This window comes from Cupriavidus sp. Met-2, from assembly GCF_049843575.1.
GTDB lineage: Bacteria > Pseudomonadota > Gammaproteobacteria > Burkholderiales > Burkholderiaceae > Cupriavidus > Cupriavidus metallidurans.
Genome location: NZ_JBBHZL010000002.1, coordinates 288492 through 313966 on the forward strand (window position 1 = coordinate 288492; position 25475 = coordinate 313966).

A 25475-nucleotide genomic window follows, 5' to 3' on the forward strand; every position below is an offset into this window, starting at 1 on the left:
GTATAAAATCACAGCATACTGTTTAAACATACAGTGCTTCGGCACAAGACCTGCGACCCATGGCGACCCTGACACCCCGGCAGCAGCAGATTTTCGACCTGATCCGCGACACGATCCGCAACACGGGCTTTCCGCCCACTCGTGCCGAGATCGCCGCCGAATTCGGCTTCTCCTCCCCCAATTCGGCCGAGGAACACCTGCGGGCTCTGGCGCGCAAGGGTGTGATCGAGCTGACACCGGGCGCGTCGCGAGGCATTCGTCTGAAGGTGACGCGTAGCGACTCTGAACGACCCGATCAGTTTTCGTTACCGATGGCGGGCGTGCTGCAACTGACATTGCCACTAGTCGGTCGCGTCGCAGCTGGCAGCCCGATTCTGGCTGCCGAGCATATCGACCGGCAGTATCAAGTCGATGCCTCTGTCTTTGACGAGCGCCCCGACTATCTACTCCGCGTTCGCGGCCTGAGCATGCGCGACGCCGGCATTCTGGATGGCGACCTGCTTGCCGTGAAGAAAGCCAGCGAAGCCGCGAACGGCAAGGTTGTCGTCGCCCGTCTGGGCGATGACGTCACCGTCAAACGTTTGAAGAAACGCGGCGACACGATCGAGTTGATCGCCGAGAACCCCGACTTCCAGAACATCGTCCTGCATGCAGGACGTGACGAGTTCTCCCTGGAGGGTATCGCAGTTGGCCTGATCAGATCTTCAGGCTTCTGACTCTCCGGACCCAGGCAGCTGGCCACCTGCCCCGGTCACCCGCTTTTGCTTTGCCAACGCCGCCCCGTCCTTTACGGACGACGGGTGCGGACTTCTGCTGAACGCAAATTACGAGGTGTTGCCATGCTGCAATCCGAATCCGTCGCATCCCGCCGTCCGGTCAAGCCGGTCCCCTTCCGCCAGATCAAGGGCGTTCGCGTCTACCAGGGCACCCATCGCCGCACCATGGTCGGCAATATGGCCGCCATCTGCCGAATGCTCGAGCTTGCGGAACCGTCCTCGAAAACTCTTGACTGAGGCAGCCAGTTCTCTGCTGTCACCATGCACTGCAGCGTATTGCATGTACCGGCGATGATGGACCCGGGACCCGACGCTAATCGGGACCCGACCATCATCAATCTGACTCGACATCAATCGGCCAACGGCGCACCGAACCAATCGGAGGCGAGGTCTGCCTCAAAGGCAGCCAGCCAGGTCGCAGCCCCACCGGCGCCTCCTTTGTATTTCTGTAACTGGCCGCCGACCACGCGTTCGACAGTCACCATATCCGCAGCGCTCTCCCCCGGATTGAGCACGTTCGCAACCGCGAATTCGAAATCGTCTGGGACGAATCCGTGCCTGGCGCAAATGGACTCCAAAGCCTCCCGCACATCGGGAGAGAGTTCGTGAAATCTGAGCGTCATGCTCTCCTCCGTAGCATCTGCAATTCCTGATCTTTACAGATTACTTGCCCGATTTCGCGACGTCGCGCATTTTCCTGGCCATTCGTAGTTCTTTGGGCCAATGAAAATTTCTCGCTCTCCGGCTAGGGTAACAACCGAGAACGTCGATCGTGGCGGAAAGCGCCAACCCGGCATGGTTTTGCCCCATTCGATCCGACGATGACGAAAGGTTGAAGCCTTTCGTCCCTCCCACACCCCTATACCGCTCAGCACCTTCAGGAGATGCACGATGGCCAAGCACGATACGTCAAGGCTCGCCAGCCTGTCGCCTTTCGAACTCAAGGACGAACTCATCAAGTTGGCAGGAAGCGTATCGAATCGCCTGATGCTAAATGCCGGGCGAGGTAATCCGAATTTTCTGGCAACCATCCCGCGACATGGCTTCTGGCAGCTCGGCCAGTTCGCCATGATCGAATCGGAAAGGTCATTTTCGTATTTGCCAGAAGGTGTCGGCGGTTTTCCGCGACGCGCAGGTATCGAGGAGCGGTTCGACCTTTATGCCCGCGTGCACAAGGACGTTCCTGGCGTCAAATTCCTGACCGGCGCCGTATCGTATGTGCGCGACCAGCTTGGTCTGGATGGCGGTGATTTCCTGTACGAAATGTGCGAAGGGATCCTGGCCTGTAACTATCCTGTTCCCGACCGGATGCTCCGACTGAGCGAGAAGATCGTCAAGCAGTACATCCGCAAGGAAATGATTGGCGCGCATCCGTTCCTGGGCGATTTCGACCTGTACGCCGTAGAAGGCGGAACCGCCGCGATGACGTACCTCTTCAATTCGCTGAAGGTCAATCATCTGCTCAATCCCGGTGACACGATCGCACTGGGAATGCCGATCTTCACGCCGTATATCGAAATTCCGGAACTGGCCGAATACCACCTGACAGAAGTTTCGATCGATGCCGATCCCGCAGGTGGATGGCAGTACCCGAAGAAGGAACTCGACAAGCTGCGAGATCCCAAGGTTAAGGCGTTTTTCCTGGTGAACCCCAGCAATCCGCCTTCCGTAAAAATGAGCGATGAAAGCCTGAAATACATCGCCAGCATCGTTGAAGAACGCCCAGATCTGATTCTCCTGACGGACGATGTGTACGGTACCTTCGCCGACAATTTCGTCTCGCTGTTTGCGATGTGCCCCAAGAACACGCTCCTGGTGTACTCGTACTCCAAGTACTTCGGCGCCACCGGCTGGCGCCTCGGCGTTATTGCCACGCACAAGTCGAATCTTTTCGACGAGCAACTGGCGAACCTCCCCAAGAATATTCAGAAGGATCTGAACAAGCGCTATTCCTCCATTACCACCGAACCAGAGAAGCTGCCCTTTATCGACCGAGTGGTTGCCGACAGCCGCACGGTGGCACTGAACCATACCGCCGGTCTTTCTACGCCGCAGCAGGTGCAGATGGTGCTGTTCTCCCTGTTCTCGCTGATGGATTCCGCCGACCACTACAAGCAGACCATGAAGCGGCTGATTAGAAGCCGCAAGGCCGCGCTCTATCGCGGCATGGGCGTTGCGCCGGAAGCCGTCGATGAGAACGTGGTCGACTACTACACGCTGCTCGACGTCGAACAAATGAGCCGCGAAGTCGGCGCCGATTTCGTCAAATGGTTGCTCGAATCGATTCAGCCGCATGAGCTCCTATTCAGACTCGCCGAGGAAGCCGGCGTGGTCCTGTTGCCTGGCGGTGGCTTCGGCACCCGTCACCCCTCTGGTCGCGTTTCGCTCGCCAACCTGAATGAAGAGGACTACGTGAAGATCGGGCGCTCGGTGCGCAAGCTGCGCGACGAGTATCTGGCGCGATACCAGGAGTCCGGCGGCAAGACACAGAAGCCGAAAAAGAAGTAACCCGGTCGCGGCAAGGCAGTTCTGACTAATCAGTCTACAAATACAGGAGTAGGCTATGACCTGGTTTGTCTCCACCCTCAAGGCGTACCCCGAGATCGCGATTTTTCTCGCACTGGGAATCGGCTACTGGGTAGGCGGGAAGAGCTACAAGGGGTTCAGCCTGGGCGCCGTAACGTCGACACTGCTGGTGGCGATCGTCATCGGCATCCTCGGCGTGAAGATCTCCGCGAACGTGAAATCCGTCTTTTTCCTGATGTTTCTGTTTGCGGTGGGCTATGGCGTCGGCCCGCAGTTCGTTCGCGGCATTGCGAAGGATGGCATCCCTCAAGCCATATTTGCTGCGATAGTCTCGGTGCTGTGTCTCGCCGCACCCATCGTTGCGGCGATGGTCGCCGGCTACGATCTCGGGTCGGCTGCCGGATTATTTGCGGGTTCGCAGACAATCTCGGCGTCCATGGGCCTCGCCACTGATGCCATCAATCGCCTGGGCCGATCTCCGGAAGAAACCAAACAGCTTCTGGACGGCATGCCGATCGCCTATGCGGTCACGTATATCTTCGGTACGGTCGGCTCGGCAATTATCCTGGCGCAAATTGGCCCCAAACTGCTTGGCATCGACCTTGTAGCTGCCTGCAAGGATTATGAGCAGCAACTTGGAGCCGGAGCAGACGGAGAAGGCACAGAATGGCATGAGTTTGAACTGCGAGCCTACGCGCTGGCCCCCCACAGCCCATACATCGGCAAGTCCGTAGCCGAACTGGAGGCCAGCACGGCCGAAGGCGTACGTGCCTTTATCGAACGCATTCGCCGAGGTGGCAAGATTATCGAGGCACAACTCGATACCGTTCTGGAGCCTGGCGATATCGTCGCAATAGGCGGAAAGCGCGATCAACTGATTGCCAGACTGGGACCAAGCGGCCGTGAAGTGGAAGACTCAGAGCTGCTCAATGTGCAGACGGAGGGTGTGGACATCTATATCACCAACAAGGAGGTTGATGGCCACACGCTGCAGGAGATGGCTCGGTGGCCCGGTGCGCGTGGGATTTTCCTGAAGAAGATCAAGCGCGGACCGACGGAAACGGTCATCCCCGTACTGCCGAAAACCAAGCTCTACCGCGGTGACGTCATCACGGTGGTCGGCCGCACGCAGGACATCAATGCGACAGCGAAACATGTCGGGTATATCGACCGCCCGACAACGGTGACCGACGTGGCATTCGTGTCGCTGGCGATTACCGTCGGCGCATTGATCGGTGCCGTCGTGATCAACGTCAGCGGCATTCCCCTGACGATTTCCACGGCAGGCGGCGCGCTAATCGCAGGTATTATCTTCGGTTGGTACCGGGCCATTCACCCGACTTTCGGACGCATACCTGAGCCAACTCTTTGGTTCATGAATTCGGTTGGCCTCAATGTGTTCATTGCGGTCGTCGGTATTTCCGCGGGCCCTGGCTTTATTGCCGGCCTGCAGAAACTCGGCGTCAGCCTCTTCCTCTGGGGTATTTTCGCCACATCGATACCGCTAATCATCGGCATGTACCTGGCCAAGTACGTATTTCGCTTTCATCCGGCGCTCGTACTTGGAGTCTGTGCCGGCGCGCGCACAACCACTGCTGCGCTCGGCATGATCTGCGAGACCGCGAAAAGCCAAGTGCCAGGCCTTGGCTATACCGTGACCTACGCTGTGGGTAACACCCTGCTGACAATCTGGGGGATGGTCGTCATCATGATTCTTTCATGAGCGTTTGCGCCGCTCAGCTGCACTTGGGTGGCGCAATCCGGCTTCAAGGGATTGAAGCGATCAAATCGACCGACTGGTTATCCAAGCCCGGTCTTGGCTGGGGCATCGAGTTGAGGCTCGATGCCCCAATCGCCATGTAGATACCAATCTTCGCCGAGCAATTCGGCGGGATGCTGTGTGCGGCTTGAGCCATTGCCACAGCCCATTGCATCGGTCGAACAGAATTTGTCGCACCCCCAGCACACGCGCTCAGGGTGTGCGGGATGCAGGGGAAACTTCTTAGCCATGACAAGCGAGAGACGCTGTTGTCTGATGGCTTGATAGTAGCCCTGGCGAATCTGGGCGAACGACTGATTCCGGGAATGCTTGATCCAACGCAAGCGCGCCTATCCCTCGCCCACAAGAAGCTTTGCCGAAATGCAAAACAGCGCCCGGAGGCGCTGTTTTGACGACAATTCTTTGGGGTGGCTGATGGGACTCGAACCCACGACGACAGGAATCACAATCCTGGACTCTACCAACTGAGCTACAGCCACCGTAGAGATTCTTCGCTGCCGACGTTGCCGCTCAGCGAAGAACAAGACTATACATGGCTTTTGATTCTGTGGCTAGTATCACGCACAAAAAATTCGACAACGCTCCCAGATGGCTTTATCGACTTCCCTGCCACCTTGCCTCCAGCAGCACAGCTTCCTTGATGGCGGCGATTGTCTCTGCCTCGGTCGGACACAAGGCCAGTAGTCGCTTCGACTTGCCGTTAAGTACATCTCTCTGTAGCGCCCTGCCCGATTCGGCCGAAGTCCCCGCGTGCCAGCAGTAACGCGCCGTCCATTTCCCGTCCTGTAGTTGCTCGACTACCCATATCACCCGGCAGCCCTCGAAAACCTCACCGAACGGCTCTTCTGATCCCATTCTGAACCTCCAGGATTCGCTTCCGGACGCACACACGGCACTTGCATGCGCAAACGCTCTTGCGAGCGACCGGCCAACCCCTACTCTTCTATTCCTCCACTGAGACCACGCCAGACATCGTCGTGGTTCAGCCCGAGCGTCACTCTCATGACACCGGTCGGCATCCTAGCATGGTGGCAGCGCCTGCTCATCAGTTCTATCACCCGAGAATCCCCCACAACCGACAAGCACGCGCGCCGAATTTCTTGAGCTTGGATTGATTGCAATCCGCACTGGTAATGTGAACTGCCTGCCCCACCAATGCAGGGTACAACCTGAAGGCGGTGCTGATAGATACTCTTTCGCGAGGGACATTGACCCCCCTCGACATTCCCGTCAGGCGACCCTCAAACAAGCGTCGCCTGTTTTTTTTACCAGGCAAGGCTTATTGGAATAATTCGTTACCGACCGATTATATTGTTTCCGCCCGATAGATACGGAACTCTTTCACCACATGCGCGTCGAAGCGCTGTGTCCGAAAAGCATCTTCACAGGTATGGAGACAAAAAAAGAGCCCGCAGCGCGGACTCTCAATTTGCGATCTCAATGCCCTGAAGGCGCTTTCAATGTAGTCGCTGTATGTAGCGCACACTATCCGGGCAAACCCAAGGGCCGAGATGTGACGAAACAGGCCCAACAAGAAAAAACAGCCCGCACAAGGCGGGCTGGAAAATCAGTTGAAGAAAGCCCTGTATTCGAGGGCAGGCACAGTTTAAGAACATGAGGCGCCACTGGCGAATTAGGGGAATCCCTTTGCCGGCGCGGGTTTCGGACGGCCCGACAGGCGCAAACGCCTCAGCAGCATACATTTGCGCCCGGTCGCATGGAACGAGCGTTCGTTTTTAGAACCTTTCCTCGACATGCAGAAATCTGACTGACATCAAATTACGCCGCTTCCTGGAGCCCCGGACGAAGGTGTGAGCGCGCCTCCTCGAACAGGGCATCCACATCTGCTCGGGAGCGCGCTGCGTTCATTCGACGGGCATCGGAAAGCACACGACGCCAACCACGGCCACCATAGATTCCGCGATGGAGGCCAAGCATATGGCGCGTTGCAGCCCCCATATAGCCCCCCTTCTCCACGAGATCGCCGATATATGCCTGCATCGTCAGCTCGGCCATTTCGCGCGTCACGATAGGCGCAGTCCCACCATAGAAACGTGCATCCATTTCCGAGAGGAAATAGGGATCGTGATAAGCCTGACGCCCGATCATTACGCCGTCGACGTGCCTCAGGTGTTCGTCTATTTCACCGCACGAGACAACACCACCATTAATCAGGATTTCCAGATGTGGAAATTCCCGCTTTAGTTCATAGGCGACCTCATATCGCAGCGGTGGAATTTCGCGATTCTCCTTTGGGCTCAGCCCCTTCAGAATCGCATTACGCGCGTGGACGATGAATATGTCACAGCCGGCCTCCGCAATGGTGCCGACAAAATCACGCACAAATCCGTAGTGCTCGATCGTATCAATGCCAATGCGGTGCTTGACCGTAACCGGCACCGACACGACATCGCGCATGGCCCTCACACAATCGGCCACAAGCTGTGGTTCGGCCATCAGGCACGCACCAAACGCACCGCGTTGCACGCGCTCGGACGGACAACCGCAGTTCAGATTGATCTCTTTGTAGCCCCACTGCTCGCCCAGTTTTGCCGCTTGGGCAAGGTCCACCGGCTCGCTGCCGCCAAGCTGCAGCGCCACAGGTTGCTCCGCCGCACTGAAATCGAGGTGCCGCGCGACATCGCCGTGCAGCAGCGCACCAGTCGTCACCATCTCCGTATAGAGCCAGGTGTGTTGACTCAGGGCGCGGTGAAACGTCCGACAATGGCGGTCAGTCCAGTCCATCATTGGCGCCACAGAAATTCTACGGGGCCTGATATTTCCTTGGCTTCCGCCTCTGGACTCGGTTTGTGGGGTGCTACTGGTCTGTTCCATTGCCTACTGATTCTGCCTGTTTCGTCCCTTTTTCCGAACAAAGTGCCACGATGTAGCACACAACTACTCGCGTAGCACCGGGACCATGGGGACGATCACGCAACGTGTGCGAAAGGACGGAAGTATATGGCACACAGCGCAGATTCGCCTGAAGCAAGGCGGCGCTACGATGTTCACCGAGGCCAAGACGCTTGACCGGAAACAGGCGGCCAAGTCCTGGTTGAAAAAGCGGGAGCGGAAGCTCGCGCAGCTTGGCCAACGACGCCCCCATAAGCTCCGCCTTTACCCGCGCCTGCAAAATGCTTGAGATCGACGACCTGCACTTCCGTGACATGCGGCACGAGGCAGCATGTGATCCCGACACTTCCAGCCTGGGCCTATGGACTGCCTAGCGCGACGTAAGCAGAATCAAAATGCCACTCGCGCGCTAAACCCCGCGACCTATCGAGAAGTGTATATACCACGACGCGTACGCACCGGAGGACTTAGGGCGCTTGATTGCAAAGATGGACACCAGCATAAGAACGACAGAATCCCTTGAACCTGCCGCGGAAGAACCAACTCTGATTGAGCTCGCTCGCATATTTGCCGAAAAGAGATCTCAAATTCCCGACATCATCCCGCCTTATATTGCATCGTCTCTTGTAGCGAACGAACGACGTTACTACTACGTAGCTGGCAAAGACCGCCAAGGCAGGCCACGCCTTTTCGAGGTGTTTCTGGTTAATCCGACAGGCGAGTTGGATGCAGTCCCAGCATGTTTTTACCCTGGAGCCGTCCTTGAGCTATTTCCCACAGACCTCCAGATATTGGCCGCGCCAGACCCCTGGGGAGGCAAAGTCCCGGACCTGACGACCACGCAGATCGCGGACGGACTACAGTCGATTTATCTCGACGAGCAACGGAACGGCTAGCTCTAGTGCGAGCGATAGGACTCATCGATGAAATCCCCTGCCCCAGCGCTGCTCCTGGTCGTCTTGGCCGTCTCAGTCTTCAACGGCGCCGTCTTCGCAGCGGAGCCCATCAACGGGTTCCGCGGTTTGCGCTGGGGCGATCCTGTCTCGTCAATCCCGAATGCCCGGAAAACTCAGAGTCTTGCAATAGGGGAGCACTGTTATGAGCGACCAGACGACACGCTCACAATGGGTAAGGCAACTTTGAGCGACATCCGATATTGCTTCTATAAGAACCGGTTCTCTTCCTTGATCATTACGTTCCCGAGCGAACGCGACGGCGACGCGATAAGGCTGGCGCTAATCGAAGCATACGGCGTACCCAACCAGCCCCATCCAGATCTGAAACACCATTACCGGTGGCGCACATCCAAGGCCGAAGCGATCCTGGAGTATCGGCCTGAAGGTGGGGCGTTCATCGCCAACTCGGAGGCCCTCCTCCGCGAACGCAAGAACGAAATGAAGTCTAGCGCCAAGAACCGCAGCACCGACCGCTAGGGCGGCCTCGACGCTGACATCCGGCCTGTTACTCGTCGCAAGGCCCATGGGAAAGTGCGCCTCTTCAGCATTAGCCACCTTCGTCTTGCGGCTCGCCCCCGAACAAGCCCCTCCAATGCGCCCTTTGACTCCAGCCATTTGAACTCCCATTTGAAAAAAGGGAATTCTTTGCGCGTGAGAGGGCGTGCAGCCTAGGCCTCATGGGTCACTCATGGTTCTGAGCCGCCTCCTTGCCGTCGGCGCGTGTGCCTTCCTCGGTCTGATATTTAGTGCCAACCTCTTTGCAGTCGGTGCCAAACCCGCTCTCTACGGGCACGTGAGGGACGGCCGGACGGTCGAATTTTTCGCGAAGACGGTCGGACTCATCAGCAAGGAAGGTATGAGATGACACCGACAATCTATGCCACCTATGCAGTCATTCTAGTCGCCGTGGTCTGCCGAGAAACGCTAGGTCAGGACGCGCTTGGCGGCACCAACTATTTGCGGACAAGTTCTTAACGAGGAGTCTCGCCGGTTATGCAAGTGGAAAAGAAGATCACTGCCAAAATCACATTCTGGTTCGAACAATCCATCCTTGTGGCCGCTCAGATCCTGCTGATGGCGGTAATCTTGGCGATGGTCATTCAGCTTTGGATCATGTTCTCGTCCGATATTCTCGAGCGCGTTAGCAGCATCGATACCGTTCCGGAGCTTATGAAGTCGGTACAGACAGCCTTTTCCGGCGTACTGCTCATCATTCTCGGGCTCGAGCTTATGGAAACACTGCGCGTGTATTTCAGATCGCACCGCGTTCGGCTGGAAACCATCTTGGCCGTGGCCATCATTGCCGTCGGCCGCCATGTGATTAATTTGGATGTGGAGCACATGTCGGGCGGTTCCCTAATGGGCGTGGCCGCAGTGGTGCTCTCGCTAACGGGTGGTTACTTTCTGGTTCGATTCAAGTCGCCACCGTCTGCAGATTGAGAGCATCAAACCCCTCCGCCGGTCGGCCTGGTGTGCCTTCAGCGCCAACGCCATAGGCCACCGACAGATCAACGTCGCTCGCGCCGCCCCGGTGCCGACGAACTACGTTGGCAACATCGCTCAGCTTGCGACGACACACCAGCATTCCCTCACCCAGCGGGTCGTGCCGAATGGAGTCCACAAATTTGTGCATGTCATACGGGCATTTTTTGGTGGCCGCGCCCACTCTAGCGAACCACACGAAAGACAACCACGCCATACACCAATTGTCATTCGTGTGGACGCTGACGCCGATGCTAGCTCGCTGTGCCGAAATAATTCTGGACTTTTGACAATCACGCCAAAGACACAAAAACAAAAAGCCCGCGCAGCATGAACCGAGCGGGCTTTCAAATTTGGTTGCGGGGGCAGGACTTGAACCTGCGACCTTCGGGTTATGAGCCCGACGAGCTGCCAACTGCTCCACCCCGCGGGGCGAACTATACGCGGATCTGCAGTGCATTGATACAGGAAAATGCAAAAAAGCCCGCGCGGCGTGAACCGTACGGGCTTTGGGCGTGACTCCGCAATCTGGGAAATTAGGATCGCTGGCACCATCTGCCACGTCCGCGGAGGCTGCATGACACCCGAGCAGGCCTCTCCCCGACGACTCGATGGAGAGCCCACACATCAGCGCAGCTGCCAACAAAAACGGCGCCCAAAGGCGCCGTCACGATACTCGGACTGCTATCCGCTGCAATCAGCGCGGTGCGTTCCTTTCTACCCAGGCCGCGAAAGTCGTCAGGTACTTGTTCAGGAAGCCACGCGTGGATTCATTGGCGATATTGCCATGATCGTCAAAGAGCTTGTCCACGCCACTGATATAGGCCTCGGGCTGCTGCAGCACCGGGACATTCAGGAACACCAGCGACTGGCGTAGATGGTGGTTGGCGCCGAAACCGCCGATATTGCCCGGCGATGCGCTGATCACGCCGCCCGGCTTGCCATCCCAGGCGCTCTGACCATAGGGGCGCGAGCCAACGTCGATCGCGTTCTTGAGCGCAGCTGGCACCGAGCGGTTGTACTCGGGTGTCACAAACAACACGGCGTCAGCACGACGGACACGGTCGCGGAACACCACCCATTCCGCCGGCGGATTGGCATCGTCGTCCTGGTTGTACAACGACAGCTGCCGGATCTCGACAATCTCGAGCTTCAGCTGCGGCGGCGCGAGCGCCGCGAGGGCCTTGGCCAGTTTCAGGTTGAAGGAGTCCTTGCGCAGGCTTCCCACCAATACGGCAACATCGCGAGGATTGCTCATAACGGTTCCTTTCACTGCTTGAACGAGTTCGAACGAAGAGAAGCCTGGTCCGCGACAACGCTGCGGGCCAGTCCAGCCGACACTCTACTCGACTTACGCGCCCAGCGTAGCCAAGGGATGGTCATCCTTGCGCCATGGACTATCGAAGAACGCACGCACGCGTGCCCCACTCACCTCGTCCAGGCGTGGCGGATTCCACTTCGGCTGGTGGTCCTTGTCGATCACCAGCGCGCGAATTCCCTCGATGCCGTCGCCGTGACGGAACACGTCATGCATCATGTCGAGCTCCATCCGCAGCTCATCTTCGAGCGACATCGTGCGAGCACGGCGGATCTGTTCGAGCGTGACGCAAAGCATCAGCGGTGAGCGGCTACGCAGCGTGGCGGCGGTTTGCGCGGCCCAATCGCCTTCGGCGTCGCTGACAGCTGCCAGGATCGCCTGTGCGGAGGCGCCTGCGAACAAGGTATCGATCAGGGCAGCATTCGAAGCCAGTTGGCTGGTGGATGGTACGCAGGCGTCGGCGTGCTGGCGCGTGAACGACGCAATCTGCTCGAGTACCGCTTCGCCACTGGTGAACTGCCGCGCCTGCAGCGATGCAACCATCTCGGCGATCGCGTTCGTTGGCAGATAGGCATCGGCCAGCTTCGCGTAAATAGCATCGGCCGCGCCGATCACCGCGCCGGTAAGGCCCAGGTACTCGCCGATATGACCTTGCGTGCGTGCCAGGAACCATCCACCGCCAACATCGGGGAACAGACCGATATTGGTCTCCGGCATCGCCATTTTCGTCCGCTCGGTGACGATGCGCAGCCGCGCGCCCTGCGAGATCCCCATACCACCGCCCATGACCACGCCATCCATCAGCGCGATGTAAGGCTTGGCATAGCGATGAATCAGATGGTTGAGCGCGTATTCCTCAACGAAGAACTGATCCAGCAGCGGATCGTTCGCCTGGTGCGCCTGGTAGAACCAGCGGATATCGCCGCCGGCGCAGAATGCCTTGCCGCCCGCGCCAGCCACTACCACCGCATGGACTGCGGGATCGTTCTCCCAGCTTTGCAGCGCACCGGTGATCGCGCGAATCATCTCGAGCGACAGCGCGTTGAGGGCCTGCGGCCGGGTCAGTGTCAGATACGCCACGCCGCCCTGCACCTGGGTCGATACAAACTCCGTCATTTCTGTCTCCATCATTGCAGGCAGCGATTCTACGACAGACCCGCCAAAGCGCCTGCCACGGCACAACACGGGAAACCCCGATGCGCGTATGCGTATGGAGGAATCCCTCCATGCGAAACTGCGAAAAATATGCACACTGTCGCCCATGACACCGCAAACCCCTGCCCCCGAGGCGTTCGATCCCGGCCTGATTCTCCTGGCCTTTGCGCCGGTCTTCGTGCTGACGATAGGTTGGGAAGCCTGGTACTGGTGGAAGCGCGATCGCTCGGTCTATAGCTGGCGCGACACGCTCTCGAATGCCACGCTCGCACTGATGCATCAGGCATCCGATGCGCTGTTTCTCTGGCTGATGGTTCGCACGGTCTACACGTGGTGCTACGCCCACGGGCTTCGTGCGGTGCCGGAGACCTGGTGGTCGTTCGCGCTGCTATTGATCTTGCAGGACTTCCTCTACTACTGGTTCCATCGTGCCAGCCACCGGGTGCGCTGGATGTGGGCTTCGCACGTGGCGCATCACTCGTCGGAGGGCATGAACTTCTCGACGGCCTTCCGGCAGAGCCTGACCTACCCGATCTCCGGCATGTGGATTTTCTGGATCCCTCTGGCACTCGTCGGCTTCACGCCTGACTGGGTGATCCTTGCAGTGGGACTGAACCTGGCGTTTCAGTTTTTCGTGCACACGCGACTGGGGCGACGCTGGCCGCTGGTTGAGAGACTCGTCAACACGCCATCGGTCCATCGCGTCCACCATGCGAAGAATCCTCAATACATCGACCGCAACTACGCCGGGGTTCTGACGATCTGGGACCGGATGTTCGGCACCTTCGTGCCCGAAGAGGAAGCGCCGCAGTACGGCATTACGCGGCAGGTCTGCACCTACAACCCGCTGACGCTGACATTCCACGAATGGCGCGACATGTTTGCCGATGCCTGGCGCGAGCGTGACCCACGATACCTGTGGAAGCCGCCCGAGTGGCGCAGCCCTCGATCCGCATTGATGCCCAGCGCGGGCCAAACGCCCGCTGCCGAGCACGGACAGCGCTCCGACGCGATCTGATACGAACCTGCGCACTTGGAGACGGCAAGCGCCCATAAAAAAACCGCGCCACACCGGGCGCGGTTTTTTCTTCAAGCGGATGCCTGTCAGGCCACCGATTCGCGCGAGGCGCGCTTGCGCTCGTGCTCCTTCAGGTGGCGCTTGCGCAGACGGATGCTCTTCGGCGTGATCTCCACCAGTTCGTCGTCGGCGATGAATTCCACCGCGTACTCGAGCGACATCTGGATCGGCGGAACCAGTCGTACGGCTTCGTCGGTACCCGAAGCACGGACGTTGGTCAGCTGCTTGCCCTTGATCGGGTTCACGACGAGGTCGTTGTCACGGCTGTGGATGCCGATGATCATGCCTTCGTACAGCGCATCGCCCGGCGTCACGAACATGCGGCCGCGATCCTGCAGCTTCCATAGTGCGTAGGCCACGGCGTCGCCATCGTCCTGCGAGATCAGCACGCCATTGTGGCGTTCACCCAGGCCGCCTTCGCGCACCGGCGCGTAGTCGTCGAAGATGTGGCTGATCAGGCCGGTACCACGCGTCAGCGTCAGGAATTCACCCTGGAAGCCGATCAGGCCACGCGCCGGAATGCGGTATTCCAGGCGGGTGCGGCCCTTGCCGTCCGATGCCATATCGAGCAGTTCACCCTTGCGGCGGCCCAGCTCTTCCATCACCGAACCCTGGTGGCCGTCTTCCACGTCCACGGTCAGCAGTTCGTACGGCTCGTTCTTGACGCCGTCGATTTCCTTGAACACCACGCGCGGGCGCGACACGGCCAGCTCGTAGCCTTCACGGCGCATGTTTTCCAGCAGGATGGTCAGGTGCAGTTCGCCACGACCCGAGACTTCGAAGATCGTATCGTCGCCAGTTTCGGCCACGCGCAGCGCCACGTTCGACTTCAGCTCGCGGTCCAGACGCTCGCGCAGCTGGCGGCTGGTCACGAACTTGCCTTCGCGGCCGGCCAGCGGCGACGTGTTGACGCAGAAGTTCATCGTCAGCGTCGGCTCGTCCACCTTCAGCATCGGCAGCGCGTCCAGAGCCTCGGGGGCGCACACGGTGCAGCCAATGCCCAGTTCCTCGATACCGTTGATCAGCACGATGTCGCCGGCTTCCGCCTCGGCCACAATCTCGCGCTCCAGGCCGCTGAACTTCAGCACCTGGTTGATACGGCCCTTGATCGGGTTACCTTCCGGACCGAACTTGACCACCACGTCCTGCAGCGGCTTGGCGCGGCCACGCGAGATACGGCCGACGCCGATCTTGCCGACGTAGCTCGAGTAGTCCAGCGAGATGATTTGCATCTGCAGCGGACCATTCGGGTCATCGTTACGCACCGGCACCTTGTCCAGCACGGTTTCGAACAGCGGCTTCATGTCGCCGTCGCGCACGTCTTCGGTCAGGCCGGCATAGCCGTTCAGGCCCGAGGCGTACACCACGGTGAAGTCCAGCTGCTCGTCGTTGGCGCCGAGCTTGTCGAACAGGTCGAAGGTCTGGTTGATCACCCAGTCAGGACGGGCGCCCGGACGGTCAACCTTGTTGATCACGACGATCGGTTTCAGGCCCAGGGCCAGTGCCTTGCGCGTCACGAAACGCGTCTGCGGCATCGGGCCTTCCACGGCATCCACCAGCAGCAGCACGCCGTCGACCATCGACAGCACGCGCTCCACTTCACCGCCGAAGTCGGCGTGGCCCGGGGTGTCCACGATATTGATGTGCGTGCCGTTGTACTCGACGGCACAGTTCTTCGCGAGGATGGTGATCCCGCGTTCCTTTTCCAGGTCGTTCGAGTCCATCACCCGTTCGGCGATTTGCTGGTTCTCGCGGAAGGTGCCTGCCTGGCGCAGGAGTTGGTCGACCAGGGTGGTCTTGCCATGATCAACGTGAGCGATGATGGCGATATTACGGATGGCGCGGGTCATTGCGGCGTCCCCTGAAGGCGGAGCGATCGAAAAAATTAACCCAACATTCTAGCATGTTGCGGCGCGGAACGACGTGCTTTTGCTCAGAATAGATCAAGGGACACCATTGCGTTTCCTGCAATGGCAAATTTCTATTGTTGCCGTATCATCAGCACATGCTTATATTTGCCCAGGCAAAGATTGCAGCGACAAGAGATGACGTCAAACACACCCGGCGACCTGTTCGATCCGGATCACTACGAAATCGGCAAAAGTGTCGGCTATCTGCTCGCCCGCGCCAAGAGCGCGCTCTCCCAGGGCGTTGAGCAGGAAGTCAGCAGCCTGGACATGACGCACGCCCAGGCCAGTTGCCTGATGATGCTGGCCAAGGGCGAGGCCACAACGGTGACCGACCTGGCCCGCAATCTCAATACAGATGCCGGCTCAGTAACCCGACTCCTGAGCCGCATGGAGAAGCGCGGCCTGATCGAACGCACGCGGCGCGACGATGATCGCCGTGTGGTAGATCTGTCGCTGACAGCCGAAGGCGAAGCCATGGTCGAAAAACTGCCCGTGGTGTTTTGCAATGTGATGCGCCGACACTTCGTGGGATTCAGCCAGGAAGAAATCGAGACCCTGCGCGACATGTTGCTAAGGCTGATCGCCAACAACGGCGGCATTGCGTCGGCGGCCAGTTGTCCGCTCGACAGGAACACGGGATAGCGCTGAACAAGTATTCGAATAGAGGATGAGCGCCCTTCCCGTTGAAGCAAGATCTGGTCACAGTCACACAATGAATCTCTCCCCCTCCTCCACCCTCGGCCGCAATGGCGTTGCAGCCCGCACCGGCAGCCTGGCCTTGACGGTCCTGGCTGCCGCTGTCATTTCCGGCTGTGCCGCGTTGGGCAATTCGCACAGCACGCAGACGTTGGCCGAACCCGGCACGATGGCCTCGCCGCAGACGTTCACCGCTGATCACGGCCAATGGCCGTCACAGGACTGGGTCGACCAGTTCCATGATCCGCAACTGCGCGCACTGGCCGACGAAGCCGTCAAGGACAACCCGAACCTGCAGGTCGCGCTGGCACGCCTGGAGGCCTCGCGCGCAATGGCCGATGCCACGCGCGCGGCGCTGTACCCGAGCGTCGATTTCGAAGGCAGCATCATTCGCCAGCGCTTCTCGGCCACCGACCTCTTCACCGGCACGCCGCTCGCCGGCTCCTGGCAGAACCAGTCCCGCCTGCAGTTCGGGCTGTCTTGGGATCTCGACTTCTGGGGCAAGAATCGCGACGCGCTCGAAGCCGCCCTGTCGGATGACCGCTCAATGGAGGCTGAGAGCCAGGCCGCACGCCTGATGCTCACCACGTCGATCGCACGCAGCTACAACCGACTGGCCGCGCTCTTCGCGCAGCGAGACGTTGCCGAACGTGCCATCGCCCAGCGCCGGGACCTTACCGATCTGTCCCGTCAGCGGCTGGCCGCCGGCCTCGACACCCAAGTGGAAACCACACAGGCCCGCGCCACAGTTGCATCGGCGCAAACGGAACTGCAGGCCATCGACGAGGAAATCGCCCTGGCGCGCAACCAGATCGCCGCGCTGCTCGGCAAGGGCCCGGACCGCGGCCTGCAGATCACGCGCCCGACGCTGCTGGCCAACCCGACGCCACAATTGCCGGACGACCTGACGATCGGCCTGATCGGCCGCCGCCCCGACCTTGTTGCCGCCCGCTGGCGCGTGGAGGCCACGTCCAAGGACATCAGCGTCGCCAAGAAGGAATTCCTGCCTGACGTGACACTGACGGCGTTCGCCGGCCTGGCGTCGCTGGACCCCGCCAACCTGTTGATGAGTGTCAGCCGCACGTTCGGCTTCGGCCCGACGCTGCGCCTGCCGATCTTCGAAGGTGGCCGCCTGCGCGCCAACCTCAAGGGCAAGTACGCGCAGTACGACATCGCCGTGGCCAGCTATAACCAGACGCTGGTCGACGCGTTGCGCGAGGCCGCCGATACGGTGATCAGCATCCGCAGCGTTGATCAGCAGATCAAGACGCAGCGCGAAGCACTCGAACTGGCCGAGCACGCGTACTCGCTGGCCACCACGCGCTACAAGGCCGGCCTCGGCACGCAGTTGACCGTGTTGAACGCGGAGAGCACCGTGCTGCAGCAACGCCGTCAGGCGACAGATCTGCAGGCGCGCCGCCTGGATCTGCAGATGGGCCTGATCAAGGCTCTCGGCGGCGGCTATCACGAGGAAGCCGACGAAAAAGCCGGCGCCGTAGAACAGAACACGGAAAAGGGCACCCGGGGCTGATACGCCGGGCAATGCAAGACACGACGAAAATACGTACGAGATCGATATGAGCAACAACCAGCAATCGGCCAGCCAGAAACCCGCTCCAACCGGTGACAGCAAGCGCAAGCGCCTGCTCACGACGCTCACTGCCGCGATCGTGGTGGCCGGCGTCGGCTATGGCCTGTACTGGGGCCTCTACGCCCGGCACTTCGAAAGCACCGATGATGCCTATGTGGCCGGCAACGTGGTCCAGGTGACCCCGCTGGTGGGCGGCACTGTGGTGTCGATCGCCGCCGACGACACGCAACTCGTCACCGCTGGCCAGCCGCTGATCCAGCTCGACCGCGCCGACACCCAGGTGGCCATGGAACAGGCCGAAGCCCAACTCGCGCAAGCCGTGCGTGAAGTGCGCACGCTCTATGTGAACAACGCTTCGCTGGCTGCGAACGTGGCATTGCGCGATGCCGATGTGGCCAAGGCACGCGATGACCTGCGCCGCCGCCAGGCGATTGCCGGCTCGGGCGCGGTCTCGAGCGAGGAAATCTCGCACGCCCAGACCGCACTGAAAGCAGCCGAGTCGGCGCTGCTTGCCTCGAAGGAGCAACTCGCGTCGAATCAGGTATTGACCGACCAGACCACCGTGGAAAAGCACCCGAACGTGCAGCGCGCCGCCGCCAATCTGCGTTCGGCCTACCTGTCGTTCGCCCGCTCCACACTGCCGGCGCCGGTCACCGGCTACGTGGCCAAGCGCTCGGTACAGGTTGGCCAGCGCGTGGCCGCCGGCACACCGCTGATGGCCGTGGTACCGCTCGATCAGGTCTGGGTTGATGCCAACTTCAAGGAAGTGCAGATCACCCATATGCGCATCGGCCAGCCGGTGGAACTGGAAGCTGACGTCTATGGCTCGAAGGTGAAGTACCAGGGCCATGTCGAGGGCTTCTCGGCCGGTACCGGGGCGGCGTTCTCGCTCCTGCCCGCGCAGAACGCCACCGGCAACTGGATCAAGGTGGTGCAGCGCCTGCCGGTGCGTATCGCGCTGGACGCCCAACAACTCAAGGAGCATCCGCTGCGTGTCGGCCTGTCGATGAACGTCACCGTTGACGTGCGCAAGGAAGAAGGCGCCGCGATGGTCACCGCCACCAACGCCCGGCCTCTGCAGACGGACGTCTATGACAAGGTGGCGCAGGACGCCGACGAACTGATCGCCCGCATCATCTCCGTCAACAACGGCGGCCGCACGCCGGCACCGGCGGCGCCGGGCGGCGCCAGCGCGGCGCGCGCAGCCGCCAAGCCTGCCAACACCTGATTCGCGGCCTGAGAAGTCCATGGCAGATTCCATCACCACAGTGCCGGATTCCGGCGCGGCGCCGGCCCCCAAGCCGAAGCCGGCGCCAGCCCGGCATGCCGCGCCCCCTCCGCTGACGGGCGGCAAGCTCGTCATTGGCACCATCGCCCTGTCGCTGGCTACGTTCATGAACGTGCTCGACTCGTCGATCGCCAACGTGTCGATCCCGGCCATCTCGGGCGACCTCGGCGTGTCGCCGAACCAGGGCACCTGGGTCATCACGTCGTTCGCCGTCGCCAACGCTATTTCGGTGCCGCTGACGGGCTGGCTGACCACGCGTTTCGGTGCCGTGCGATTGTTCGTGCTGTCGATCTTGCTGTTCGTGCTCTCGTCCTGGCTGTGCGGCGTGGCGCCGAACCTGGAGACACTGCTGGCCGCGCGCGTGCTGCAAGGCGCCGTAGCCGGGCCGATGATCCCACTGTCGCAGTCGCTGCTGCTGGCCAGCTATCCGGTTGCCAAGAGTTCGATGGCGCTGGCGCTATGGGGCATGACCACACTCGTAGCGCCGATCATGGGCCCCCTGCTTGGCGGCTGGATCTCCGACAACATGACATGGCCGTGGATCTTCTATATCAACGTGCCGATCGGCATCATGACCGCGTATGCCACATGGGCAATCTATCGTGATCGCGAAACACCCACGAAGATCCTGCCAATCGACCGCATCGGCCTGGCTCTCCTCGTGATCTGGGTGGGGTCGATGCAGCTCATGCTCGACAAGGGCAAGGAACTCGACTGGTTCCATTCCTCGATCATCGTGACGCTGACGGTGGTGGCGGTAGTCGGATTCCTGTTCTTCCTGATCTGGGAGAACTATGAGAAGCACCCGATCGTCGACATTCACCTGTTCAAGGGACGCAACTTCGCCGCAGGCGTGGTAGCAATCTCCGTGGCGTACGGGCTGTTCTTCGGCAACCTGGTGATTCTGCCGCTGTGGCTGCAGACCATCATCGGCTACACCGCGACGGACGCCGGTCTGGTGATGGCGCCAGTGGGGATCTTCGCGATCATCCTGTCGCCAATCATCGGTCGCATCCTGCCGAAGGTCGACTCTCGCTGGGTGGCAACTGCTGCGTTTATTACGTTTGGCGTAGTCAGTTTCATGCGTGCTGGCTTTACCACAACCGTTGATACGCGCGCGCTGATCATCCCTACGCTGATACAGGGCGCCGCAATGGCAATGTTCTTCATCCCACTGACGTCAATCATCCTGTCCGGCCAGCCGGCCGAGAAGATCCCGGCGGCTTCCGGATTGTCGAACTTTGTACGGATCACGTTCGGCGCGATCGGCGCTTCGATCTCGACGACGATCTGGGAGAACCGCTCGGCGCTGCACCATGCCCAGTTGGTCGAACAGATCAATCCGTATAACCCGACGTACCAGGCACAGCTCGACCACCTGATGTCGATGGGGATGAACCGGATGCAGGCGATCGGCCTGATGGAGCGAAATATCTCGCAGCAGGCATCTATGCTCGGCGCCAACGACATCTTCTGGATTTCCGGCGTGCTGTTCTTCGTGCTGATCGGCTTCGTCTGGCTGACCAAGCGCGCCAAGGGCGGCGGCGGCGCGGAAGCAGCCGGGGCGCACTGACGTCGAACATCGAACAAAAAAGGCATCGGGTTCATCCGATGCCTTTTTTATTTGGGCGTTGCTTATGCCGCGTCCTAGAGTTTGACTAGTCGCTCGGGCCGCAAGGCCCCTTCCTTCATCCGCGCGACGCCTAGCAGACGCCCTTCGTCGCCATAGACACGTGCCAGCGTGCCCTCATCCGGCGGCACCTGCCCTTCCGGCAGATCGCGGCGTGCGATGCGCTGGCCTTGCAGAAAGCGCCCCATCGCGGCGGCATCGAGATGCACCGGCGGGCACCGTTGCAGCAACGCGTCGACAGGCGCGAGCATTCCCGGCCGTGCGTCGTCAGCCTGTGCGTCAATCTGCACGAGCGTGACCGCGCCTTCCAGCGTCAGGTCACCGACAGCGGTTCGGCGCAGCCCGATCAGGTGCGCGCCGCAACCCAGCGCCTCACCGATATCTTCCGCCAGCGTGCGGATGTACGTGCCCTTGCTGCATGTGACACGCATCGTGAACATCGCCGCAGACAAATCAACGTCCAGCAGCGTGATGGCGTGAATCGTTACCTGCCGCGCCGCGCGCTCGACGGTCTGCCCGGCCCGGGCATACTCGTAAAGCGGCTTGCCGTCCTTCTTGAGTGCCGAGTACATCGGCGGTACCTGTTCGATCTCTCCGGTAAAGCGCGCAACCGCAGCATCAAGCGCGTCGTGATCGCATGTCACCGGCCGCTCGACGACGATCTCGCCCTCGGCATCGCCTGTGGTCGTCGTCGCGCCAAGCCGGACTTTCGCCTCGTAGGTCTTGTCCGCGTCAAGCAGATCCTGAGAGAACTTGGTGGCCTCGCCAAAACACAGCGGCAGCAGTCCAGTCGCCAGCGGATCCAGCGTGCCCGTGTGGCCGGCCTTGTTCGCGCGCAGCAGTCGCTTGGCGCGTACCAGCGCATCGTTGGACGACAGACCCAGAGGCTTGTCGAGCAGCAGCACACCATGCACGTCGCGGCGTGGCAGCCGGGGCGGTCGGGTCGCGGAGGAATCGGTCATTGCAGGGGAGGAAAAACGTGGTGCCGGCATCCACCGGCACCACTTGGGCAACCGTGGACTTACTCGTCGTCCTTGGCGCGCGTAGCGTTCGCTTCGTTGATCAGCTTCGACATCTCGATCGCGTGCTCCACCGACGTATCGTGATGGAAATGCAGCGTCGGCACGGTATGGATATGCAGTCGCTTGAACAGCAACGAATGGAGGTAGCCGGCCTTTTCCTTGAGGATGGCGGCAGCCGTCTCGGGTTCGGCGCCGAGCACCGTGAAGTAGACCTTGGCATGCGCATAGTCGGGCGTCAGCGACACCGACTGCAGCGTTACCAGGCCCAGGCGCGGATCGCGGATCTCGCGCTGGATCATCTCCGCCAGCTCCTTCTGGATCTGATCGGAGAGGCGCAGGTTACGGGAGGTGATATTGCCTTTCTTGGCCATTCAAAACTGAGCGTGAGCAGAAGTGAAAACGGCAGGCCGGAGCCTGCCGTCTTTGCGTATCGCCTTACAGCGTACGCGCCACCTCTGTGATTTCGTACACCTCGAGCTGGTCGCCTTCCTGAACGTCGTTGAAGTTCTTGATCGACAAACCGCACTCGAAGCCTTGCTTGACTTCCTTGACGTCGTCCTTGAAACGCTTGAGCGAGTCGAGTTCGCCATCGTGGATAACCACGTTGTTGCGCAGCACGCGCACCATCGAGTTCCGCTTGATGAGACCGTCGGTGACCATACAGCCAGCCACCGCGCCCACCTTCGGCACGCGGAAGACCTGACGGACTTCCACCTGACCGATCGTGGTCTCGCGCTTCTCCGGTGCCAACATGCCCGACATGGCCGCCTTGATCTCGTCTACCGCATCGTAAATGATGTTGTAGTAGCGGATGTCGATGCCGTTGTGCTCGGCCAGCTTGCGCGCGCCTGCGTCGGCACGCACGTTGAAGCCGATGATGACCGCCTTCGATGCCGTCGCCAGGTTGACGTCCGACTCCGAGATGCCACCCACGCCACCGTGCACGATCTGCACGCGCACTTCGCTCGTCGACAGCTTCTGCAGCGACTGCACCAGCGCTTCCTGCGAACCCTGCACGTCGGCCTTCACGATCAACGGCAGCGTCTGCACTTCACCTTCGGCCATCTGCTCGAGCATCGTTTCCAGCTTGGCGGCCTGCTGCTTCGCAAGCTTCACGTCGCGGAACTTGCCCTGACGGAACAGCGCGATTTCGCGTGCCTTGCGTTCGTCCGGCAGCACCAGCACTTCCTCACCGGCGGCGGGCACTTCCGACAGACCCTGGATTTCCACCGGGATCGACGGGCCAGCTTCCTTGGAGGGCTTGCCGTTTTCGTCCAGCATCGCACGCACACGGCCGTAGGCGCTACCAGCCAGCACCACATCACCACGCTTGAGCGTGCCGCTGCTGACCAGGATCGTCGCGATCGGGCCCTTGCCCTTGTCGAGCTGGGCTTCCACCACCAGGCCCTTGGCCGGGGCGTCCACCGGTGCGCGCAGCTCCAGCACTTCGGCCTGCAGCAGCACGTTTTCGAGCAGATCGTCGATGCCCTGGCCGGTCTTGGCCGAAACAGGCACGAACGGCGATTCGCCACCGTACTCTTCGGGCACGACCTGCTCGGCCACCAGTTCCTGCTTGACGCGGTCCGGGTTGGCTTCGGGCTTGTCGACCTTGGTGATCGCCACCACGATCGGCACACCGGCAGCCTTGGCGTGCGCAATCGCTTCCTTGGTCTGCGGCATCACGCCGTCATCGGCGGCCACTACCAGAATCACGATGTCGGTAGCCTTGGCACCGCGGGCACGCATGGCCGTAAAGGCCTCGTGACCCGGAGTATCCAGGAACGTGATCACGCCGCGATCGGTTTCCACATGGTAGGCACCGATGTGCTGCGTAATACCGCCCGCTTCGCCCGCTGCAACCTTCGTGCGACGGATGTAGTCGAGCAGCGAGGTCTTGCCGTGGTCGACGTGGCCCATCACCGTCACCACCGGCGGACGCGGCAGCATCTCGGCATCGCCGTGATCCTCGCCATCCACCACCAGCAACGCTTCAGGATCGTCCAGCTTGGCGGCGAACGCCTTGTGGCCCATTTCTTCCACCACGATCATGGCGGTTTCCTGGTCCAGCACCTGGTTGATCGTCACCATCTGGCCGAGCTTCATCATCTGCTTGATGACCTCGGATGCCTTCACGGCCATCTTGTGCGCCAGATCGGCCACCGAGACGGTTTCCGGCACGTGCACTTCACGCACCACCGGCTCGGTCGGCGCCTGGAAGTTGCTGCGTGCGTCGTCGGCATTGTGCTTGCCGCCACGGCCACGCGGGCCGCTGCGCCAGCCACCGACACCGCCGGACGAATCGCCGCGCGTCTTCAGGCCACCGCCCTTCTTGCCGCGGCTGCCTTCATCCTGCCAGGTACCGGTCTTGCCACCCTTGGCGCCCTTCTTGTCGCCAGCGGCAGCCGTGGTAGTCGTGGCAGCCGGTGCGGCCTTCTTGTCGTCCTTCTTCGCTTCGGTCGTGGCGCCAGCCGGCTTCACCGGCTTGTGCAGCGTGCCCGTCTGCTCGGCCTTCTTTTCCTCGGCCTTGCGCTCCGACGGCGCCTTCAGCACACGTGGCGGCGCATTCAGCATCTGCTGAATCGCGCGCGCTTCCGCTTCGGCGGCTTCGCGACGGCGACGGGCGGCAGCATCCTGCTCCGCACGCGCCTTGTCGGCTGCAGCCTTCGCGCTGTCCTGCTCGGCGCGCGCCTTGTCGACGGCAGCCTTGGCGTCGTCGGCATTTTTCTGCGCTTGCGCGCGTTCCGTGGCCAGACGTGCCTTGTCTTCTTCTGCCTTCTCGCGCGCGGTTTCCTCGGCGGCGTCGGCCGCGGCCTGTGCGGCGGCAGCTTCTTCAGCAGCCTTCTGGGCCAGCAGTTCGGCCTGGCGGCGCTGTTCGGCCTCCAGGGCTTCCTGCTTGGCGCGGCGTTCGGCTTCCTCGCGCTCGGCGGCCTCGCGGGCTGCCTGAGCCTCCGCTTCCTGACGTGCCAGGGCCTCGGCCTGCTCGCGGCGCTGTTCCTCATCGCGACGCACTTCCTCGGCAGCGGCCTCGGCCGATTCCTGGGAGTCGGCGCCGTCGCCGTGAGATTCCACGTCGTCACGCTTGATCAGGACGCGCTTCTTGCGCACCTCCACCTGCACCGTGCGGGTCTTGCCGGTGGAGTCGGATTGGCGGATCTCGGAAGTCTCACGCTTGGTCAGCGTGATCTTCTTGCGCGCGCTGTCGTCGGACTGACCATGCGACCGCTTCAGGTAATCCAGCAGCCTGGTCTTGTCCGATTCGGTGATGACGTCGTCTGGCGTTGCTTTGCCCACCCCAGCTGCCTGCAATTGTTCCAGCAGTGCAGCAGGGCTGCGGCTCAGTTCTGCGGCCAGTTGGGCAACTGTTGTGCTTGCCATTCAAACCCTTTCAATGCTCGGTTTCTACGTCGGGACAAT

General features: G+C 60.8%; 22 protein-coding genes and 2 tRNA genes. 12 read left to right on the forward strand and 12 right to left on the reverse strand.

Annotated elements, in window-relative coordinates; all coding sequences use genetic code 11:
- Positions 1–59 precede the first annotated feature (59 nt).
- Complete coding sequence (lexA, locus tag WD006_RS06590; RefSeq protein WP_008650670.1) at positions 60–716, forward strand: transcriptional repressor LexA; 657 nt, start codon at positions 60–62, stop codon at positions 714–716.
- A gap of 123 nt (positions 717–839) precedes the next feature.
- Complete coding sequence (locus tag WD006_RS06595) at positions 840–1013, forward strand: hypothetical protein (RefSeq protein WP_011516702.1); 174 nt, start codon at positions 840–842, stop codon at positions 1011–1013.
- Positions 1014–1126: 113 nt separating this feature from the next.
- Here the strand turns inward: WD006_RS06595 and WD006_RS06600 are convergent, their stop codons facing one another.
- Positions 1127–1399 carry a hypothetical protein gene (locus WD006_RS06600; RefSeq protein ID WP_011516703.1) on the reverse strand — a complete coding sequence of 91 codons (273 nt, stop codon included), beginning with the start codon at positions 1397–1399 and terminating at the stop codon, positions 1127–1129.
- Positions 1400–1667: 268 nt separating this feature from the next.
- Between WD006_RS06600 and WD006_RS06605 the strand changes: the two genes are divergently transcribed.
- Positions 1668–3284, forward strand: a complete 1617-nt coding sequence (locus WD006_RS06605) for a bifunctional aspartate transaminase/aspartate 4-decarboxylase (protein ID WP_011516704.1) — start codon at positions 1668–1670, stop codon at positions 3282–3284.
- Between the two features lie 55 nt (positions 3285–3339).
- Positions 3340–5025: an aspartate-alanine antiporter gene (gene aspT, locus WD006_RS06610; protein ID WP_011516705.1), complete on the forward strand. Its 1686-nt coding sequence runs from the start codon at positions 3340–3342 to the stop codon at positions 5023–5025.
- Positions 5026–5102: 77 nt separating this feature from the next.
- Here aspT and WD006_RS06615 read toward each other — a convergent pair whose 3' ends face one another.
- From WD006_RS06615 to dusA, 4 genes are all read right to left on the reverse strand, one after another.
- Entirely contained in the window at positions 5103–5312 is a 210-nt protein-coding gene (locus WD006_RS06615) for a DUF3079 domain-containing protein (RefSeq protein ID WP_008650658.1), read from the reverse strand.
- Positions 5313–5485: 173 nt separating this feature from the next.
- A tRNA-His gene (locus WD006_RS06620) sits at positions 5486–5561 on the reverse strand.
- Between the two features lie 115 nt (positions 5562–5676).
- On the reverse strand, positions 5677–5937 hold the full coding sequence (locus WD006_RS06625) for a hypothetical protein (RefSeq protein WP_011516708.1): 261 nt from the start codon (positions 5935–5937) through the stop codon (positions 5677–5679).
- A gap of 924 nt (positions 5938–6861) precedes the next feature.
- Positions 6862–7917: a tRNA dihydrouridine(20/20a) synthase DusA gene (gene dusA / locus WD006_RS06630; RefSeq protein ID WP_029307600.1), complete on the reverse strand. Its 1056-nt coding sequence runs from the start codon at positions 7915–7917 to the stop codon at positions 6862–6864.
- A 494-nt stretch (positions 7918–8411) separates the two neighbouring features.
- On the opposite strand from dusA, the gene WD006_RS06635 reads away from it, so the two are divergent.
- The 3 genes from WD006_RS06635 to WD006_RS06645 all read left to right on the forward strand — a co-directional run bounded on the left by WD006_RS06635 (position 8412) and on the right by WD006_RS06645 (position 10331).
- The gene (locus tag WD006_RS06635; protein WP_011516714.1) at positions 8412–8831 is read left to right on the forward strand and encodes a hypothetical protein; all 420 of its coding nucleotides are present in this window, start codon (positions 8412–8414) and stop codon (positions 8829–8831) included.
- Positions 8832–8858: 27 nt separating this feature from the next.
- Positions 8859–9368, forward strand: a complete 510-nt coding sequence (locus tag WD006_RS06640; protein WP_224445047.1) for a hypothetical protein — start codon at positions 8859–8861, stop codon at positions 9366–9368.
- A gap of 516 nt (positions 9369–9884) precedes the next feature.
- Positions 9885–10331: a phosphate-starvation-inducible PsiE family protein gene (locus WD006_RS06645; RefSeq protein WP_011516719.1), complete on the forward strand. Its 447-nt coding sequence runs from the start codon at positions 9885–9887 to the stop codon at positions 10329–10331.
- 396 nt (positions 10332–10727) lie between these two features.
- On the opposite strand, the gene WD006_RS06650 is transcribed toward WD006_RS06645, so the two are convergent.
- From WD006_RS06650 to WD006_RS06660, 3 genes are all read right to left on the reverse strand, one after another.
- Positions 10728–10803: transfer RNA gene (locus WD006_RS06650), tRNA-Met, on the reverse strand.
- A 267-nt stretch (positions 10804–11070) separates the two neighbouring features.
- A complete protein-coding gene (locus tag WD006_RS06655) occupies positions 11071–11631 on the reverse strand; it encodes an NADPH-dependent FMN reductase (RefSeq protein ID WP_011516735.1) in 561 nt (186 codons plus the stop codon).
- 93 nt (positions 11632–11724) lie between these two features.
- Entirely contained in the window at positions 11725–12807 is a 1083-nt protein-coding gene (locus WD006_RS06660; RefSeq protein WP_029307597.1) for an enoyl-CoA hydratase/isomerase family protein, read from the reverse strand.
- A 145-nt stretch (positions 12808–12952) separates the two neighbouring features.
- Here WD006_RS06660 and WD006_RS06665 point away from each other — a divergent pair, with 145 nt between their 5' ends.
- On the forward strand, positions 12953–13864 hold the full coding sequence (locus WD006_RS06665) for a sterol desaturase family protein (protein ID WP_035832607.1): 912 nt from the start codon (positions 12953–12955) through the stop codon (positions 13862–13864).
- An 86-nt stretch (positions 13865–13950) separates the two neighbouring features.
- Here the strand turns inward: WD006_RS06665 and typA are convergent, their stop codons facing one another.
- On the reverse strand, positions 13951–15774 hold the full coding sequence (typA, locus tag WD006_RS06670; RefSeq protein ID WP_029307595.1) for a translational GTPase TypA: 1824 nt from the start codon (positions 15772–15774) through the stop codon (positions 13951–13953).
- Positions 15775–15969: 195 nt separating this feature from the next.
- On the opposite strand from typA, the gene WD006_RS06675 reads away from it, so the two are divergent.
- From WD006_RS06675 to WD006_RS06690, 4 genes are all read left to right on the forward strand, one after another.
- Positions 15970–16476, forward strand: a complete 507-nt coding sequence (locus WD006_RS06675; RefSeq protein ID WP_017514001.1) for a MarR family winged helix-turn-helix transcriptional regulator — start codon at positions 15970–15972, stop codon at positions 16474–16476.
- 70 nt (positions 16477–16546) lie between these two features.
- Positions 16547–18061, forward strand: a complete 1515-nt coding sequence (locus WD006_RS06680; RefSeq protein WP_035820801.1) for an AdeC/AdeK/OprM family multidrug efflux complex outer membrane factor — start codon at positions 16547–16549, stop codon at positions 18059–18061.
- 46 nt (positions 18062–18107) lie between these two features.
- Positions 18108–19349 carry an HlyD family efflux transporter periplasmic adaptor subunit gene (locus tag WD006_RS06685; protein ID WP_011516742.1) on the forward strand — a complete coding sequence of 414 codons (1242 nt, stop codon included), beginning with the start codon at positions 18108–18110 and terminating at the stop codon, positions 19347–19349.
- 19 nt (positions 19350–19368) lie between these two features.
- Complete coding sequence (locus WD006_RS06690) at positions 19369–20982, forward strand: DHA2 family efflux MFS transporter permease subunit (protein ID WP_011516743.1); 1614 nt, start codon at positions 19369–19371, stop codon at positions 20980–20982.
- Between the two features lie 74 nt (positions 20983–21056).
- On the opposite strand, the gene truB is transcribed toward WD006_RS06690, so the two are convergent.
- The 3 genes from truB to infB all read right to left on the reverse strand — a co-directional run bounded on the left by truB (position 21057) and on the right by infB (position 25436).
- Entirely contained in the window at positions 21057–22001 is a 945-nt protein-coding gene (truB, locus tag WD006_RS06695; RefSeq protein WP_029307593.1) for a tRNA pseudouridine(55) synthase TruB, read from the reverse strand.
- A 59-nt stretch (positions 22002–22060) separates the two neighbouring features.
- Positions 22061–22432, reverse strand: a complete 372-nt coding sequence (gene rbfA / locus WD006_RS06700; RefSeq protein ID WP_011516745.1) for a 30S ribosome-binding factor RbfA — start codon at positions 22430–22432, stop codon at positions 22061–22063.
- A gap of 64 nt (positions 22433–22496) precedes the next feature.
- The gene (infB, locus tag WD006_RS06705) at positions 22497–25436 is read right to left on the reverse strand and encodes a translation initiation factor IF-2 (RefSeq protein ID WP_011516746.1); all 2940 of its coding nucleotides are present in this window, start codon (positions 25434–25436) and stop codon (positions 22497–22499) included.
- Positions 25437–25475 lie beyond the last annotated feature (39 nt).

What these genes read in the sequence shown, in the direction of transcription:
- rbfA (WP_011516745.1), bottom strand. Translation starts at nt 22,432, where the DNA reads ATGGCCAAGAAAGGCAATATCACCTCCCGTAACCTGCGCCTCTCCGAT.
- WD006_RS06640 (WP_224445047.1), top strand. Translation starts at nt 8,859, where the DNA reads ATGAAATCCCCTGCCCCAGCGCTGCTCCTGGTCGTCTTGGCCGTCTCA.
- WD006_RS06615 (WP_008650658.1), bottom strand. Translation starts at nt 5,312, where the DNA reads ATGGCTAAGAAGTTTCCCCTGCATCCCGCACACCCTGAGCGCGTGTGC.
- lexA (WP_008650670.1), top strand. Translation starts at nt 60, where the DNA reads ATGGCGACCCTGACACCCCGGCAGCAGCAGATTTTCGACCTGATCCGC.
- WD006_RS06665 (WP_035832607.1), top strand. Translation starts at nt 12,953, where the DNA reads ATGACACCGCAAACCCCTGCCCCCGAGGCGTTCGATCCCGGCCTGATT.
- aspT (WP_011516705.1), top strand. Translation starts at nt 3,340, where the DNA reads ATGACCTGGTTTGTCTCCACCCTCAAGGCGTACCCCGAGATCGCGATT.
- WD006_RS06605 (WP_011516704.1), top strand. Translation starts at nt 1,668, where the DNA reads ATGGCCAAGCACGATACGTCAAGGCTCGCCAGCCTGTCGCCTTTCGAA.
- WD006_RS06600 (WP_011516703.1), bottom strand. Translation starts at nt 1,399, where the DNA reads ATGACGCTCAGATTTCACGAACTCTCTCCCGATGTGCGGGAGGCTTTG.
- WD006_RS06690 (WP_011516743.1), top strand. Translation starts at nt 19,369, where the DNA reads ATGGCAGATTCCATCACCACAGTGCCGGATTCCGGCGCGGCGCCGGCC.
- WD006_RS06625 (WP_011516708.1), bottom strand. Translation starts at nt 5,937, where the DNA reads ATGGGATCAGAAGAGCCGTTCGGTGAGGTTTTCGAGGGCTGCCGGGTG.
- WD006_RS06655 (WP_011516735.1), bottom strand. Translation starts at nt 11,631, where the DNA reads ATGAGCAATCCTCGCGATGTTGCCGTATTGGTGGGAAGCCTGCGCAAG.
- WD006_RS06645 (WP_011516719.1), top strand. Translation starts at nt 9,885, where the DNA reads ATGCAAGTGGAAAAGAAGATCACTGCCAAAATCACATTCTGGTTCGAA.
- WD006_RS06595 (WP_011516702.1), top strand. Translation starts at nt 840, where the DNA reads ATGCTGCAATCCGAATCCGTCGCATCCCGCCGTCCGGTCAAGCCGGTC.
- truB (WP_029307593.1), bottom strand. Translation starts at nt 22,001, where the DNA reads ATGACCGATTCCTCCGCGACCCGACCGCCCCGGCTGCCACGCCGCGAC.
- WD006_RS06680 (WP_035820801.1), top strand. Translation starts at nt 16,547, where the DNA reads ATGAATCTCTCCCCCTCCTCCACCCTCGGCCGCAATGGCGTTGCAGCC.
- WD006_RS06685 (WP_011516742.1), top strand. Translation starts at nt 18,108, where the DNA reads ATGAGCAACAACCAGCAATCGGCCAGCCAGAAACCCGCTCCAACCGGT.
- infB (WP_011516746.1), bottom strand. Translation starts at nt 25,436, where the DNA reads ATGGCAAGCACAACAGTTGCCCAACTGGCCGCAGAACTGAGCCGCAGC.
- typA (WP_029307595.1), bottom strand. Translation starts at nt 15,774, where the DNA reads ATGACCCGCGCCATCCGTAATATCGCCATCATCGCTCACGTTGATCAT.
- WD006_RS06675 (WP_017514001.1), top strand. Translation starts at nt 15,970, where the DNA reads ATGACGTCAAACACACCCGGCGACCTGTTCGATCCGGATCACTACGAA.
- dusA (WP_029307600.1), bottom strand. Translation starts at nt 7,917, where the DNA reads ATGGAACAGACCAGTAGCACCCCACAAACCGAGTCCAGAGGCGGAAGC.
- WD006_RS06660 (WP_029307597.1), bottom strand. Translation starts at nt 12,807, where the DNA reads ATGACGGAGTTTGTATCGACCCAGGTGCAGGGCGGCGTGGCGTATCTG.